This window comes from Undibacterium sp. Ji22W (genome assembly GCF_049340305.1).
Lineage (GTDB): Bacteria > Pseudomonadota > Gammaproteobacteria > Burkholderiales > Burkholderiaceae_D > Undibacterium.
Genome location: NZ_JBMPOU010000002.1, coordinates 194,439 through 209,912 on the forward strand (window position 1 = coordinate 194,439; position 15,474 = coordinate 209,912).

General features: G+C 47.1%; 14 protein-coding genes. 1 reads left to right on the plus strand and 13 read right to left on the minus strand.

Annotated elements, in window-relative coordinates; genetic code table 11:
• Window positions 1–138 precede the first annotated feature (138 nt).
• Complete coding sequence (locus tag ACO0KW_RS07675; RefSeq protein ID WP_423052310.1) at window positions 139–1,038, plus strand: dienelactone hydrolase family protein; 900 nt, start codon at window positions 139–141, stop codon at window positions 1,036–1,038.
• A 98-nt stretch (window positions 1,039–1,136) separates the two neighbouring features.
• Here ACO0KW_RS07675 and pssA read toward each other — a convergent pair whose 3' ends face one another.
• From pssA to ACO0KW_RS07740, 13 genes are all read right to left on the minus strand, one after another.
• Window positions 1,137–2,498 (minus strand): CDP-diacylglycerol--serine O-phosphatidyltransferase, encoded by a 1,362-nt coding sequence (pssA, locus tag ACO0KW_RS07680; protein WP_423052312.1) that lies wholly within the window; start codon window positions 2,496–2,498, stop codon window positions 1,137–1,139.
• 102 nt (window positions 2,499–2,600) lie between these two features.
• Complete coding sequence (locus tag ACO0KW_RS07685; RefSeq protein WP_423052314.1) at window positions 2,601–3,227, minus strand: hypothetical protein; 627 nt, start codon at window positions 3,225–3,227, stop codon at window positions 2,601–2,603.
• Window positions 3,228–3,352: 125 nt separating this feature from the next.
• Window positions 3,353–3,691, minus strand: a complete 339-nt coding sequence (locus ACO0KW_RS07690; RefSeq protein ID WP_423052316.1) for a VOC family protein — start codon at window positions 3,689–3,691, stop codon at window positions 3,353–3,355.
• A gap of 12 nt (window positions 3,692–3,703) precedes the next feature.
• Window positions 3,704–4,264, minus strand: coding sequence for a DUF5946 family protein (locus ACO0KW_RS07695; protein WP_423052318.1), 561 nt, complete (start codon window positions 4,262–4,264; stop codon window positions 3,704–3,706).
• Window positions 4,265–4,333: 69 nt separating this feature from the next.
• Window positions 4,334–4,885, minus strand: coding sequence for a cob(I)yrinic acid a,c-diamide adenosyltransferase (locus ACO0KW_RS07700; RefSeq protein ID WP_423052320.1), 552 nt, complete (start codon window positions 4,883–4,885; stop codon window positions 4,334–4,336).
• 161 nt (window positions 4,886–5,046) lie between these two features.
• Entirely contained in the window at window positions 5,047–6,735 is a 1,689-nt protein-coding gene (locus ACO0KW_RS07705) for an aminotransferase class V-fold PLP-dependent enzyme (protein ID WP_423052322.1), read from the minus strand.
• Between the two features lie 109 nt (window positions 6,736–6,844).
• Window positions 6,845–7,516 (minus strand): glycerol-3-phosphate acyltransferase, encoded by a 672-nt coding sequence (locus ACO0KW_RS07710; protein ID WP_423052324.1) that lies wholly within the window; start codon window positions 7,514–7,516, stop codon window positions 6,845–6,847.
• A gap of 160 nt (window positions 7,517–7,676) precedes the next feature.
• The gene (locus ACO0KW_RS07715; RefSeq protein ID WP_423052326.1) at window positions 7,677–9,077 is read right to left on the minus strand and encodes a sensor histidine kinase; all 1,401 of its coding nucleotides are present in this window, start codon (window positions 9,075–9,077) and stop codon (window positions 7,677–7,679) included.
• Window positions 9,078–9,146: 69 nt separating this feature from the next.
• Window positions 9,147–10,484, minus strand: a complete 1,338-nt coding sequence (locus ACO0KW_RS07720) for a sigma-54-dependent transcriptional regulator (protein ID WP_423052328.1) — start codon at window positions 10,482–10,484, stop codon at window positions 9,147–9,149.
• A gap of 124 nt (window positions 10,485–10,608) precedes the next feature.
• On the minus strand, window positions 10,609–11,856 hold the full coding sequence (locus ACO0KW_RS07725) for an ABC transporter permease (RefSeq protein ID WP_423052330.1): 1,248 nt from the start codon (window positions 11,854–11,856) through the stop codon (window positions 10,609–10,611).
• Between the two features lie 18 nt (window positions 11,857–11,874).
• Window positions 11,875–13,188 (minus strand): ABC transporter permease, encoded by a 1,314-nt coding sequence (locus ACO0KW_RS07730; RefSeq protein ID WP_423052332.1) that lies wholly within the window; start codon window positions 13,186–13,188, stop codon window positions 11,875–11,877.
• A gap of 17 nt (window positions 13,189–13,205) precedes the next feature.
• Entirely contained in the window at window positions 13,206–13,934 is a 729-nt protein-coding gene (locus tag ACO0KW_RS07735) for an ABC transporter ATP-binding protein (RefSeq protein ID WP_423052334.1), read from the minus strand.
• Window positions 13,935–14,001: 67 nt separating this feature from the next.
• On the minus strand, window positions 14,002–15,270 hold the full coding sequence (locus ACO0KW_RS07740) for an efflux RND transporter periplasmic adaptor subunit (RefSeq protein ID WP_423052336.1): 1,269 nt from the start codon (window positions 15,268–15,270) through the stop codon (window positions 14,002–14,004).
• Between the last annotated feature and the right edge of the window lie 204 nt (window positions 15,271–15,474).

Sequence of the window (15,474 nt, forward strand, 5' to 3'; positions counted from 1 at the left end):
ATGTTATCTAAAATAAAAACATGAAAGACAACGCGACATCGAGACCGCGAATGATGAATTTTGGAGTTCAAACAACTTGACAAGATTCTGGTATTGTCATGCTTGCCGTACCCTACCAGCCGACCTAGGAGATCTACGATGCCACAACAATCACAAAAGAAAACTGCCAAAGATTTTCACCCCGAAGTATTAAAACTATTTGATCAATATGTCCATGGTGGTATCAGTCGCCGTGGATTTTTGAGCTCTGCTGGCAAATACGCAGCAGGTGCTGTCACCGCCGAAGGTTTGCTATTAGCGTTAAGTCCGAATTTTGCACAGGCGCAGCAGGTCAAAGCGGATGATGCGCGCATAGTCGCCAGCTACGTAGAATATCCATCACCCAACGGCTATGGTACTTTGCGAGGCTATCTGGTCAAGCCAGCGAATGCGAAAGGCCCCTTGCCAACCGTGTTAGTCGTGCATGAAAATCGTGGTTTGAATCCACACATCGAAGACGTGGCACGCAGACTGGCGCTGGATAACTTCATCGCGTTCGCGCCAGATGCTTTATTCCCTCTTGGTGGTTATCCTGGCACTGAAGATAAAGCGCGTGAATTATTCCCTAAGCTTGATCAGGCCAAGACCCGCGAAGACTTTATCACTGCTGCTAGCATTCTAAAAACAATCGCGGGTGGCAACGGTAAAGTTGGTGTAGTTGGCTTTTGCTACGGCGGCTCAATTGCGAATTTCCTTGCGAGCAAAATTCCTGATCTCGCCGCCGCGGTACCTTTCTATGGCGGCGCTCCGGCACTCGATGCAGTGCCCAATATTAAAGCTGAAATTTTAGTCCACCATGCTAGCAAAGACGAACGCTTAGTGGCGGCTTGGCCTAAATATGAAGAAGCGTTAAAAGCCGCCGGCGTGAAGTATCAAGGATTTATCTATGAAGGTGTTGAGCATGGGTTTAATAACGACACCACACCACGTTTTGATGCGAATGCAGCCACATTAGCGTGGAGCAGAACCTTGGAATTATTTAATCGTCGTTTGCGTTAAGCCGACTTACTTTACGCTCAGTTCGAACTTGGTGGTTCAGTAGGTAATTGGGGTGGAATGCTGGCAAACGGCTGGCGTTCCACCCTAAATGCAAGACCTTACAGCACGCGATAAGCTAAATGATCTAGACGTACCCTGCTCAAACGACTTAAGAGCTGACGCACTTGCGGCGGGTAATCTGACAATTTTTCCAAATGACGATAATGTGTGAGCAAGCTGGTGTGCTGCATGATACTGGAAAATTCCGCATCGGTTTGTTGATGCAACTCCCCTTTTGGATCAGTGAACAACAAGGCATTTTCCAAATCTAAGCGGAACGCCCGTGGGTTCAAATTATTTCCGGTCACGACCGTGTAAAGCTGATCTATCCACAATCCTTTTAAGTGATAGCTATTCTCGGCATCTTTCCACAAATGGAATTGCAAACCTCCGTCCGCCATTTCTGCCTGATGTTTTTTTGCGAAACGCCGTAAATTCATTTCGTACAAATAAGGTAAACACCCAATTGCCTTAAATTCCTGTTCGGGTGGGATGTAAAAATCATTCGCGGTCTTATCTCCGAGGATGATCTGCACCTGGACTCCGCGCTTGAGAGCACGATTGATTTCTCGGGTGATGGCTAGTGGGAAATTAAAATAGGGCGTGCAAATTCTGATTTGCGTTTTCGCTGCCGCAATCAACTGACACAGATGACGGTTCAATGCATTGTTTTTTCCAACCCCAGAAAGGCAAGTCACACTTAATTTCGGCGCCTCTCGCAAGATGCCCTCGTCCGGCAAAGTGTAGCTGGCCTTCTTCAAGCTATCTCGTAAATCACGGATCTCGGAACGAATTGCCCGCGTCTGCGGCACCTCCTCTTGATCGAGGCGATGCACAGCCTTAGCATTCAAAAAATTATGCTGCAACCAAGTGACCATGCTATCGGCTAAGCGCTGATCGTGAATTAACCAATAGCGATCATGTCTATATTTTTCGAACTGATGCAGATAAACATTATTCATACTGGCGCCGCTATAGGTCACCACATCGTCAATCACGAAGCCCTTCAAATGCAGAACACCAAACAATTCGCGCGTTTGCACTGGCACACCGTAGATCGGAACGGCAACTTCATGTAACTGACTTTGGGCTTGATACCAAGCAGCGTTCCCAGCCACTTTCCCTGGAGTTTTCTTTTCGCCGATGAGCCCGCGTTGCGCTCGATGCCAATCGACAAACACACCGATTTCTAATGCAGGATGACGACGTTTCGCCGCATACAAGGCATCCAAAATTTGCTGCCCTGCTTCGTCATTTTGTAAATACAAACTGCATAAAAAAATTCTGCTTTTGGCGTCACTGATTTGCTGCAAGAGACTTTGCTTAAAGGCAGCCGCAGTAGTGAGGATATCGATTGCCTGCGCAGGCAATCCAATCACAGGAAGATCAAGAAAGGAACTGCGAGGTTTTAAAAATTGCATGGAGTTAACATCATCATTTACACCGAATTAAGAATATTTATGCTTGTTCACGCTAATGGTTATGGGGTGGTCTTGGGATTATTCAAGTGCAGTAGCCTGCTGCTATCTCACAAAGTCAGAATTTCCATTCCCCTGCGTTCTTCGAAACTTACGTAAGCCTGCAATGGATAAGACACACAATCCTAACACCGCGAAGAAAAAAATCATGACATTAGCTGACCCTTGCTTATACTCTGCCAAAAAGCGCTCGGCTCTTTGCGTTGCTTTTAAGTCTAGAATTACCTGCCCATTTTTTTGAATCTTCCAAATTCTGCGCAGATCTTTATTCTGATGTTCTGCTGCGACAAAAATCACCAACGACTCATTTTCATGCAATGCTAACAACTGAATCTGGCTTGTTTCCTTTTGCAGAAACTCCCAACCACGCACGACACCTATAAACCGCAGCTGGTCAGACTCTTGTAGCGACAATTGAAGGTATGGTGAACGATCTCCGCCCCTAGTCGGCTGGATGATTTCCGGTGACAGCAGCGTGTGCACGTTTACTGGAATCAAGTCACGCTCATCGATTGATAAGGGGCCATTTATTAGAGTTGAGAACAAATAGGCGACAGGCGCAAAAAACAGAAAAATCCAAGCCACCGACACCAAAGATAGGCTCGATTTTTTTGGAGTAATTGTTGCAGTGAACGCAGCTAAACTTGCGTTGATGTTAGTTCTATTTTGCATCAGTTGAGGAAAATAAAGAAATCGTCATGTGACAATTTCTTGCTACCCAAAAAGATATCTACATAGTAAAACCTGAGCCTTGCTATAGTCGCTTGTGATGTGAAATCCGTCTCCATGACTAACCTTTAGTCTCCTTGCATGAAAGCAAGATAGTAGCCATTGCAATCTCTGAGCGCAAATTCTCGCGTGCCATAGGGCATGTCTTGTAACTCCCACGCCAAATCGACTTTATTTTTAACTTGAGCGAAATAGCGATCAACATCGGGCACGCTGATATAGATCGTCCCAGACATCTGCAAATCGTTTTCCCACAGATTGAGCTCGGTGAACATGATGCTCACATCGAAGCGACTGATAACTAAAGACAAGTCGCTGGTTTCAGTGACGTTGAATTCCAATGCGTCACGATAATAGTCACGTGTGTGAATTAAATTTTGGCATCTGAGGAGTAGAGATAGCGACAAACTAGCCTCACTCTATTGTGATGTAATTGCCAGATTTTTTTGTTTGAATGAATCCGCCAAACGCTGCGCGATGGCATGATTGATGGCATCGTGTTCGGCAAAGGAAGCATACACTTGCTGCGCCCATTCCCACACCAGTCGGACATATTCATCATCGTCATGGCTAGCGTCGACATCAATCACCGTTAGCTTTGCTTGGTGTGCTTGATCTGGTTCGGCAATTTTTTCGTTAGGATGCTGCTTCTTATGGTCATCTAACACTTCATTCAAGATCGTCGTGAGATCATAAGTCCATTGAATGTGGTCTACCAAGATGAGATGTAATCGCGCGAGATGGAAGTGATTGTTCCAGCGACCATGGATCAAGGTATGTTGTAAGGCATGTGCGTCCACGCATAAGAAAATTGTCTGATGCTGTATGCCTTTTTCCTGACTGATCTTATGGGTTATCTTACCCGCGGTGCTCACACATTCGGTGATGCCATGAAAAGTATCTGAACCACAAAGCTGGCACTGACCATCTTCGAGGATCTCCAACTCATTTTTTGCTGCCTGTTCTAACCATTTCGGCATAATCCACCTCCATTGCTATGACGCACCTTGAGACTTCATGTCCATCATAAAACAGGCTGCAAGTTTTAACTAGCGTTGACGTTCTTTTTCCCACAAAACGTCGCTCCCGCCAGCGAAACGATTGAGCACTCGTGATAACACGAACAACAAATCTGACAAACGATTCATATATTGGCGTGGCGCTTCGTTAATTTGTTCAGCCTTTCCCACACTCACGATCGCCCGTTCTGCACGGCGACAAACGGTACGGCAAACATGGGCCATCGAGGCAGCTCTGGAGCCACCAGGCAGGATAAAATCTTTCAATGGTGGCAAATCGGCGTTGTATTTAGCGAGTAAAGCGTCTAAGCGCAAAACTTGTGCCTCAGTAATCATGGTGTATCCAGGAATACACAACTCACCGCCCATATCAAACAAATCATGTTGGATGGAAAATAATTCCTGTTTCAGTGCGTCAGGAATATCTTCGCAGATCAAGGCGCCGATATGCGAATTGAGCTCATCGACGTCGCCCATCGCGTGCACCCGTAAAGCGTCCTTGTCGATACGCGATCCATCACCCAAACCCGTGGTCCCCGCGTCACCGGTACGTGTAGCAATTTTTGAAAGTCGATTACCCATCTATCTATCCCATATCTAATAGCAAAAAAATGTCAACCACAGCATATGTGACTAAACAGATGCCTGGAAGAAAACGCATTTTAACAGGCAAATTTTGAACTCATGTGGATACCACTATTGCTGGCGTTGCTATTGCCCACGACAGGCGTTGATTATGTCTCCTATGCAGCATACCGATCGGCAGAGCCGACCGTTTGTGTACAGTAAGCTATTAACTGCTTCACTAAGTCCTCTTGTTGCATTTGATCGGTATGTCCCATTAAACATATTTGCAATAAATTCCCTTTTATCAGATAGCCACTTCGATAGCTGAGCAAAAAACCACACTCAGACATCGCATCGCCGCAAGCAACAGAATCAAGTTGGTTGGGCAAACATACAGTGATTACCGCAGGCGAACTTTCCTGCGCCGGATTCACAATCGCGATTCCGGCGAGTTCAAGTCTGGTACGCAAACTGCGAGATGCTTGGGCGATCTCATCTAAGCGCGTCGGTGAAATCAGCGACAAAGCTTGATGCAAAGCCGCTACCAAATTCGACGAATGCGTGTAGGGGATGCCTGCATTCGCACGATAGACACCCAGGTCGAGGTAGCGTGGAATTTGCTGGTCAGGTTCCACCGCATGGGAATAAGCAACGATGGCTAATCCAGGATACGCCGCAATCGCTTTACCACTGACAGTGCTGGCAAGATACGCGCGACTCACATCGACCGGCACACAGGCAACCGAGCTGGTGCAATCGACACAGAGTTTAATGTGCAAACTATCGCATATTGCTTGAATGGCCTTGAGCGGATTCAAAATGCCGCTGGAAGTTTCACAATGCGTCATCCATAACCAGCCCGGGTTTTGTTTTTTCAAAGTCTGATACAAGGCATCCAAATCAAAGCTATGCGCAAACTCTGCATGAAATGACTTGAATACGATACCAAAACGCTGGGCGTGATCACATAAACGCTCGCCGAACTCTCCGTTCACCAGGATCACACCATGGCTATTCAAACGCTTAATCTGCGCTGCCACCACATCATTTGCCAGTGTGCCGCTACCAAGAAAGACTTCAACATCACGCGCTTTGATCAATTGGCAAAGCCGTGACTTAGTATGCTGTAGCAGGGTATGAAATTCTTGCGCGCGATGTGAGACCGGTGCACGTGCAAATACCGCTTGCACAGCAGCATGAATCTCCACCGGCCCTGGCAAAAAACTGATAGTCGATTGCGCAGAGAGCTCACCACCTGCGTGCGAAGTTTGATCCTTGTTTGCATGGGTTGCTGCTAGGCGACTACGTTGCAAACGTTGCTGCATACGTAATGCCGAAGATAAGACCAAATACATAGGTTGATACATCGCACCAGGCTTACCCACTAAATTGGCAAATGGCGTAAAACCCATATTCGCGTACAACTTCTCTTGTAAGACAGTCGCAGATACCAAGGCAAGCGTGAAACCTTGTTGCAAACAGCTTTGCAACACAAAGTTGAACAAGCGTGCAAAAACACGGGTATGACGATAGGCTGGCTCTACCGCCAGCAAGCGTATCTCACACATCTTATGGGCGGTCTTCGCTGTCGCTTCGGGCAAATACTGATCTAAGTTACTGACCTTATCGTCTAACGAAAACGGGCGAACTGCACGCAAGGTCAACATGCCGATTAAACGCTGATCTTGCAGCGCAATGAAATACGTATTTTCGGCATGAAATTTATCCACCAGTCGGCGCGTTTGATTTGCGGCGTGCTGAGGAATTTCTTCTACAAAAGTACGATAATTCAACCCATGTATCTGCTCAAATTCGTGTTCTTGATCAGCGATTTTAAACACTATCGACGACTGTTTCATCTGCATTATCCTTTCAACCTCAATTTTCAACTCGAAACGACAAACATCACGGTGATAAAACTCTTTGTGCAAATTCTTCATTCGTCTTTAGATCTGAAAATCATCAAACACTCTCTTATTTTTCGGTACCAACACTTTGAATCACATCAGATCCCGCATATAAATCACGAATATTCTTGCGATGTGCGTACAACACTATCGCACTCACTCCCATTAACAAAAAGTCCTCTATCAACAATTCTTGAAATGAAGAGTGCGCATAAACAATTCGATAAATAGGAAATACCAACGGCACCAACAATACACTCAGATACACAGCCGCATCAAATTGGCGCCAAGCAAACCCCAGCCAACAAATGATAATAATGACCAGGCACAGCAATAAGCAAAAACCCAATAAAAGAGGATCGAAAGCGCCTAATCCTCCTATTAAACATGCTAGCCCTTTGCCACCACGCCATCCCAACTGTATAGGCCAAATATGCCCCGCAACTACCGCGCACAGACAAACCAAGGGCAAGTAACTCAACGCCATCGGCGCCATCGGGTGATACAGACGGATCGCGCCATATACCGCAAAAAATGCTTTGGCAGCATCCCATACAAAAGCGGAAATTGCATAACCACGACCTAAACTGCGCAACAGATTACGGCTACCCGCATTGCCACTGCCAAACTCACGGATATCGACCTTCGCCGCCCAACGTGCAAGATAAAAACTGGCATTTAGGCACCCAAGTAAGTAAGCAATGATCGTCAGCGCAAAGAATAGCGAGGCTGTAAGCATGACTTTGGATACCGTAGTGAAGTGAATGGAAAGAATCGTGGGAAGAAAATTAGTGTCCCAGAAAATATCTAACGATACTAAGGCAAAACAACTTAATGGCGACCAATCACCACAGAAGTAGCGTTTCACAACACCAAGAGTATCGGTGTTTAGATCAAATTTAAACCGGTAAAATCAAGCTGACAGTCAGGCCGCCGCCTTCACGATTATTCAACATGATGCGCCCACCATGCGCTTCGATAATTTCACGCGCGAGTGCCAGACCCAAACCGGTGCCATGACGCTTAGTGGAATAGAAAGGAACCAAGGCATTCGACATCACGGTATCGCTCATGCCACTGCCCTGATCACTGACTTCGATACGTACGCCTTCGACCATCGGCTTCACTTCCAGCGTCACGCCAGAAGTAGGAGAACCCGATTCCAGCGCATTCTTTAAAAGGTTAAGTAGTGCCTGCTCCATTTGCGCCACATCGAACATCGCTTGTTCTTCCGGCAAACGGCCAACCAATTGAAAACTCAGCTGTGATTGCAGACGTCCGATAAAGCTATGCCAATGTATGCTTTCCAAGCGTGGCGTCGGGAGCTTCGCAAAACGCGCATAACCATGTATGAAGCTTTCCAAATGCTTGGCACGCTCTTCGATAATCTGCATGATCTCAGGCAAGCGTTCATATTGTCCACGGCTGATTAAAGCACCGGCAGAATTCGCCAACGAAGCGACCGGCGCCAGAGAATTATTCAGTTCATGGCTAATCACGCGTATCACTTTTTTCCAGGTTTGCACTTCTTGCCGGCGTAGCTCTACCGTCAGATGACGAATTAAAAACAATTCGTGCTCAGTACCATTCAAAGTGAAACTACGACGGGACAAGTGATAGATTTCATCTTCATCACTGTCATCGGCGGCATGATCTTCGGCCGGCGATTTACTTGCGTTCACGGTAAATAAACCATCGCCACCATGCTCCATCGCTTCCCGCAGTGAATGCGAGACTTGTTGCAATATTTCTTCTAACGTTAGACCTTCAAGCTTGCGTCCATTATTCAACAATTGTCTTGCTGTGATATTGCCGAAGACTACATGTCCACGCAAGCCAACCAAGAGCATCGCCACAGGCGTATTTTGCAACATACTATCGAGTAGCAATTCGCGCTGCACCAAATCCAGACGTTGTTCACGCAAGACATGTCCTAGATCATTGTGGGCATCGACTAAATCGGCTAATTCGTCATTGCGCTGCCAATGCAAACCAAAGGAAAAATCTCTATCCTGATAACTGAGTACCGTGCCGCTCATCGCCCGAAATAATTCCAGTGCTGGGCGTAACTGCGCTCGCACCAACGCGATCGAGATCGGGACAAAAATCATTAAACAAATTCCCGCCACCAACAAGAGTTCATGCGGAAAAAAATAATCCAGAATCGCAGCGCAAGATAGGGAAGCCATGCAAACTGAGATCATCAGCATCGACCATCGCGCAGCCAGCGACACACGCCAGCCACGACGTGGTTTCTTAATGGATGAATTAGAATTCAGATTACCGGGAGGCAGATTCATAGCCAGAAGAAATTATGCGAAAAACTGATTATGCCGCGGATCGCTAAATTGTGGAAACAACAGGTGCTCTCAAGAACGGCTGATATTTAATCTATCCATGCGTCGATACAGCGCCTGGCGGCTCAAACCCAATTCTGCAGCCGCCTGTGCCACGACACCACGCGCCTTACTTAAGGCCAGCTCGATCGCCTCGCGATCAGGCTCCGCATCGTTTTGATTCAACACATTTGAAGCAACGGGCAAACCTAAGTCGTCGGCTTTAATATCGTCGTTACTTGCTAACAAACAAGCTCTTTGCATCACATTCTTTAATTCCCTCACATTGCCGGGCCAAGTATGCGCAAGCAAACTGCTGCGTGCGGTCGCGTGCAAAGTCTTACCCTCTTCCAGAAATGCTTCCGCTAGAGGTAAGATATCTTCAGGACGTTCTGCTAGGGCGGGTAAATTAAGTTGTATAACGTTTAAGCGATAAAACAAATCTTCTCTGAACTGGCCAGACTTGATCATTGCAGGCAAATCCGCATTCGTAGCACTGATCACTCTCACCTTCACCTGCCGTTCTTTATTCGATCCCAATCTTTCAAAGCGACCGGTTTCCAACACCCGCAGTAATTTGATTTGTCCAGCTAAGGGCAAATTCCCAATTTCATCCAAAAACAAAGTGCCACCATCTGCCGCTTCGAACTTACCTTCACGTGCTTTGGTAGCACCCGTATAGGCACCAGCTTCCGCACCAAATAATTCTGCCTCAATGAGTTCGGCCGGTATGGCGCCGCAATTAAGTATCACGAACGCACCATCTTTGACTTTAGAATTAGCCTGAACGATTTCAGCAATCCGCTCTTTCCCAGCGCCATTTGGACCGGTGATCAAAATCGAGACATCCGATTTCGCGACCTGACAGGCCATCCCCAATACACGTTCGGTCGCGGGGTCTTGCCACACAAAATTGCGCAGATCGTATTTAGTTTCCAACTCGCGCTTTTGCTTGCGCTCACGTTGCACACGATGCTGCAGAGCGCGGTTGACCTGCCCAAGCTCGATCAGATTTTTGACACTGGCGACCAGACGTTGATCATGCCATGGCTTTGCCAGATAATCGGCTGCACCAGCTTTAATCAAGTCGACCGCCGCATCCAGATGCGTCCACGCCGTCAACAGAATCACAGGCAGGTCAGGATGGCGGGCGCGGATTTTTTTAAATAAAGCGACGCCCTCTTCACCTGAAGTTGTGTCCTCGGTAAAATTCATATCCTGTATCACCAGATCAATCGCCTGTTGTTCTAGCAGAGCTAATCCTTGCTCCGGCGATTGCGCGCTAAAACTGTTGATGTCATGCAAAGACAACAGGACGTCGAGAGCCATCGCAATGGAGGGATTATCATCAATAATTAAGACATTGGGCATGGGTTCGCATCAAAAAGGCAAGGGACACATATCATCAGAAATAGTCAAAATAGTTTGCATGTTGTGGAGCATCGTGCGCTCCACAACATCGCTATCTGAAATGCGATATTAGCAAATCACAATACTATACGCCACGGGTTGCCGTTGCTGGCGAAATACTTGCGGCACGCCAAGCTGGTGCATATACTGCAAGCACACCCAAAATCCAAAATAACAGCGGCGAAAATAACAAATAGCTGACCGGCAGTTTAGGCAATTCAAACTGCCCTACCAAGACATGATTTAAGCCTACAGCCAATGCAATGCCGAAGACAATACCGCATGTCGTAATCAACCAATTTTCAGCAATAAAATAGGCCAACACATCGACTCGCCTAGCGCCTAAAGCACGACGGATACCAATTTGTTTGCGACGTTGCGCCACCCATAAAGTACTCATCCCGACGATACCACTGGCAGTCACAACAACCAACAAACTGCTGACAGCGAGCAGCATCCACGCTAGACCTTTCTCACTACGATAGCGATCCGTACGGAATTCTTCCACACTTTTGGCTTTCACATAGATCGGGGTGGCCGATGCCTTGCGTAAGGCTTCTTCCACTTCTTTCATGACGCGGTCGCGTTGTCCTGCCTCAGCACGTACCGCATAGCCATCATAAATCTGACCAGATAAACGGGCAGGCAGAATGGTACTCAATTCCCCGCGTTGACCAGCTTGTGCACCTGAAGTTTGCAGTGTTTCGACCACGCCGACAATCGTCACACCATTCGCATTACTCCCCGTTCCAAAGAAAAATTCCTTACCAACAAAACTGCTCTGTCCTGGAAACAATTTCTCAGCGAGTGCCTTACTGACGATAACTTTTTTCACGAAATCATTCGTCACACTAGGATTTAATTCCACATAGTCATCGGGCAGAAAATCTCTACCCTCGACCAATCGCAACTTCCAAGTTTTCACCAAAGAATCAGCAGAAACGAACATGCCAGTCACCGCAGTGGGCACTTCCTGCTTACGATCGACTGACACCGAAGTATTGCTGCCGGAACGCGATACGGGAAAAGAGCTGACACGCGCCACAGACACCACGCCTGGCACAGCACGTATAGTTTCGGCTTCGCGCTTTTGCAGAGCGACCTGATCCTCATGGCCACCCAAGACTTGATTGCTGACATGTGCACGAAAGACTTCCAACTCATCACCAATACCACTTGGGCGCGCCGCCACTTCAAGGCGCAGATTGACAATGTAGATAGCATTCGCAAGAATTGCCAAACTCAAAGCAACTTGCATTGCCACCAATACTGGGCCTAACTTATTCCGCATCAAGGCGGAGAAAATCGGTCTTAATTCAAATAATGTTTTCATGATCTTAAGCTTCCATCTTTATTGAGATTTCAGTTGTATTGCTGGTGTTACCTGACAGGCGCGCCAAGTTGGCAACAAACCTGCCAGCATGGCCGCGCTAACTGACATAAAGAAAGTCAATCCCAGCATTTCCCAGTCCATGTGTGCTACCACCGCCAATGCCTTTGATTGCAAGGCGATTAATTGCAAGGCCCCCATCGCCAGCAAGACACCGAGCAAGGCACCGACTAAACCAACCACCGCGGTCTCAATCAAAAATTGTGTGAATATCTCTCTACGCGAAGCACCCAGCGCGCGACGCACGCCGACTTCAGATGCCCGCACAGAGAATTTTGCGAGCAACAGACCGACCGTATTCACTAAACACAACAACAAGAAGCCAAAAGCGAGCCATGCTGAAAGGCGACTGTCATCACCGATCACTTGCATTTCAACCAAAAACTCACGCACATTAAACAAGCGATTTTTCGCTTGGCGTTGAAAGCGTCCCAATTTGAATTGTTCAGCAACATAACTATCGAGATAGTTTTGCAAATCGGCACGCTGCGCCGAGGATTTCAATTCAAACCAAAAATGAAACCAAGTACATTCAGAATTCAAGCGTCCTTCCCAACCCGGTTCCGAACGGGCGGTACATCCCATGCTGCCGCTATGCGCCGTCTCACGCCGAATCGCATTGCTCATCGGCAGCAAGAAATCAGGTTCATCCATAAACGCGCCTTCACGACCGTTAAAAATATAAAATTTTGGTTTTGGTGCCCAATTATCGCTCACGCCGATGACCGTAAAATCACCTTTCAGCATGCGTACTTTTTGCCCGATAGGATTGGTCGTTCCGAACAATTTATCCGCGATACGCTTACTTAATACAACTACATCTGCGGAGCTCTTGTCCTCGCTGGCTTGCCATCCTTGGCCATAAAGAAATGGAATTTCAAACATAGGAAAGGTATCCGCAGTCACGGCTAAACCTTCTATCGACATCGCGCCCAAGTCCTTACGCGCTGGCTCAAGTGTCGTCTCTATGCCATACATCGCAGCACGTCGCACACCTTGCTGACTTGCGAGCAAATTGATCACATCTTTGTAGGTAAATTGATGGTCATTTGGCTCGTCACCGGGCGTGTAACCTTCTTTTTGACCTGGGTCGATGATTGCGGTAAAGAGGCGATCGCTTTTTTGTGGAATCGGATCACCCGACATCACATGCAAGATTGTCAGTGTTGACACGCTTGCAGCAACACCAATCGCAAGTGTTAACACCATCAATGCAGTCAGAGCGGGATTGCGCCGCAGGCTTTTGATGCCCAATAAAAAATAGTATCGAAACATGATTAGTCCTGATGAATTTAAGCGATGTGCAAATTGGTTTCTACGTTGTGATGCTCGACCACCAGGCTCGGTGTTTTGCGCACCAGATCCGAAACCTGACCATCAATAATGTGCACATTGCGCTGTGAACGTAATGCCAGTTCAGGATCATGTGTGACCATCAAAATCGTCGTTCCTTTGGCATTGATTTCTTCCAGCAATTCCATCACGCTGCGCGCCATTTGCGTATCCAAGTTACCAGTCGGTTCATCGGCTAACAACAAACGTGGTGATCCTGCTAAAGCACGTGCAATCGCGACCCTTTGTTGCTGACCGCCAGACAATTCAGCCGGATAGTGTTTCATCCGCGAAGAAAGACCCACCTGCGTCAAAGCGTCTTCGATACGCTCCTTACGTTCTTTCGCAGCGAAGCCACGGTAGCGCAAAGGCACATCGACGTTATCGAATAAATTCAAATCAGGAATTAAATTAAAGCCTTGAAAAATAAAGCCTAGCTTTTCATTACGCAAACGTGTGCGGGCATTGTCATCCATACCGGTGACATTCACGCCATCCAGAAAATATTCACCACCGGTATATTCTTCCAACAAACCAGCAATATTCAGAAAGGTGGTTTTGCCTGAACCCGATGGGCCGGTCACGGTCACGAATTCACCTTGTTTGACGTGGATTTCAAACCCGCGCAAAGCATGGGTTTCTATCATGTGTGTACGATAAACTTTGCTGAGATTTTTCATGTGTAACATAGCGATTCCTTTATTCTTGTTGACGGCAATAAGATTAATTAAGGGTTAATTAAGGATTAATTAAGGGTCAATTATTGAGAGAGACTTTTTCTGCGTTTTCAAACTGATCGGTACCGGCGACGACGACTTTATCGCCTACTTTCAAACCTTCCACAATTTCTACAGCGGAGATACTGGTGGCGCCCAATTTGAATGGGCGACGGGTTGCGACGTTGTTGTCCACCACATAGACAAAACGACCGCCTTCGCTTTCTACAAATGGACCGCGCGCCAACATTAGTACATTCGGTTTTTCTTCAATTAAGAGGCGCGCTGAAACACGCTGACTTTGACGTAAGCCTGACGGTTGTGCACCATCAAAACGGACTCGCGCCAACACTTGATTTTTTACGACCTCAGGTGACAAAGCAGACAATTTCCCTTTGGTCGTTACGCCGTTGATCGTGATTTCTGCAGTCATGCCTAAGCCCAAATCAGCGACATAAGTTTCTGGAATTTCTAACTCGACTTCTAACTGCGATAAATCGACCAAGGTCATCAAGGCAGTATTCGCCGCAACAACACTACGATTGGCAACCGACAAAGTGCCGACCATGCCATCCACCGGTGCTTTTAAACGCAGCTCTTCCACTTTACGTTTTGCATCGTCACGTACCAAACGCTGCTGTTCTAATTGCGCGCTTTTCGTTTTGAGATTCAGATCGACATCTTCATTTTCCAAACTGGTGGCGGCTTCTGCGTGTTTGGCGCGGATTTCAGCGGTTTTCAAAGCGTCTTGTGCACGCATGTAATCAATTTTGGAAATCACACCAGAAGGTCCCGCTTTTTCAAAGCGCTCAAATGTACGGGCAGCGGTAATGCGTTCGATTTCAGCTTGATCCGCATCACGGCGGGCAATAAGTTTTTGTTTGCGTGCCAGAATTTTTTGACGCGCGACTTCGGCTTCTAATTGGTCGTAATTCGCTTGTTCGCGTTTGAGTAAATTGGTGAGGTCGGGCGATTCGAGTTCAGCAACGATGTCGCCTTTTTTTACCATATCGCCCGCTTTTACTTTCAAAGTAACGGTACTCGATGCGGTCGAATACAAGGTGGGGCTAATCGCTGCAACCATGCGACCATTCACCGCCACATCGCGCACCAAAGTGCCGCGAGTCACTTGGGCGATTTTGATACGCGATGCATTGATTGACTTACTGCCGTTGGCAAAAGCACGAAACAAGAAAAAACAAGCAATCAGCAAAACGAGCGCCAGCACGATGCCAACGACCAATTTCTTTTGACGCCAGACGGGCACTGCAGCAATCACCGCATCTTGACCTGATGTATCACGAATCATGGAACTTCCTCAGCAAAGTGGTTCGAATACCAAGGCTTTAGCAGGAAGCGTGCCAATCACGCGATCGCACTTAACTGATTGATTTTTATAAGATAAATTTCTTATTGAGAATTTTGAAAGTGTCCGGAATTAGATCCCAGCGTCCGTTGTCCGCGCACCGTGGACTTGTCACGAGAATATTCCCAGTACTCAAAACGGTGCGCA

Excerpts from the sequence above, each read along its gene's own strand:
- ACO0KW_RS07675 (WP_423052310.1), top strand. The coding sequence starts at position 139 with ATGCCACAACAATCACAAAAGAAAACTGCCAAAGATTTTCACCCCGAA.
- pssA (WP_423052312.1), bottom strand. The coding sequence starts at position 2,498 with ATGCAATTTTTAAAACCTCGCAGTTCCTTTCTTGATCTTCCTGTGATT.
- ACO0KW_RS07685 (WP_423052314.1), bottom strand. The coding sequence starts at position 3,227 with ATGCAAAATAGAACTAACATCAACGCAAGTTTAGCTGCGTTCACTGCA.
- ACO0KW_RS07695 (WP_423052318.1), bottom strand. The coding sequence starts at position 4,264 with ATGCCGAAATGGTTAGAACAGGCAGCAAAAAATGAGTTGGAGATCCTC.
- ACO0KW_RS07700 (WP_423052320.1), bottom strand. The coding sequence starts at position 4,885 with ATGGGTAATCGACTTTCAAAAATTGCTACACGTACCGGTGACGCGGGG.
- ACO0KW_RS07705 (WP_423052322.1), bottom strand. The coding sequence starts at position 6,735 with ATGCAGATGAAACAGTCGTCGATAGTGTTTAAAATCGCTGATCAAGAA.
- ACO0KW_RS07710 (WP_423052324.1), bottom strand. The coding sequence starts at position 7,516 with ATGCTTACAGCCTCGCTATTCTTTGCGCTGACGATCATTGCTTACTTA.
- ACO0KW_RS07715 (WP_423052326.1), bottom strand. The coding sequence starts at position 9,077 with ATGAATCTGCCTCCCGGTAATCTGAATTCTAATTCATCCATTAAGAAA.
- ACO0KW_RS07720 (WP_423052328.1), bottom strand. The coding sequence starts at position 10,484 with ATGCCCAATGTCTTAATTATTGATGATAATCCCTCCATTGCGATGGCT.
- ACO0KW_RS07725 (WP_423052330.1), bottom strand. The coding sequence starts at position 11,856 with ATGAAAACATTATTTGAATTAAGACCGATTTTCTCCGCCTTGATGCGG.
- ACO0KW_RS07730 (WP_423052332.1), bottom strand. The coding sequence starts at position 13,188 with ATGTTTCGATACTATTTTTTATTGGGCATCAAAAGCCTGCGGCGCAAT.
- ACO0KW_RS07735 (WP_423052334.1), bottom strand. The coding sequence starts at position 13,934 with ATGTTACACATGAAAAATCTCAGCAAAGTTTATCGTACACACATGATA.
- ACO0KW_RS07740 (WP_423052336.1), bottom strand. The coding sequence starts at position 15,270 with ATGATTCGTGATACATCAGGTCAAGATGCGGTGATTGCTGCAGTGCCC.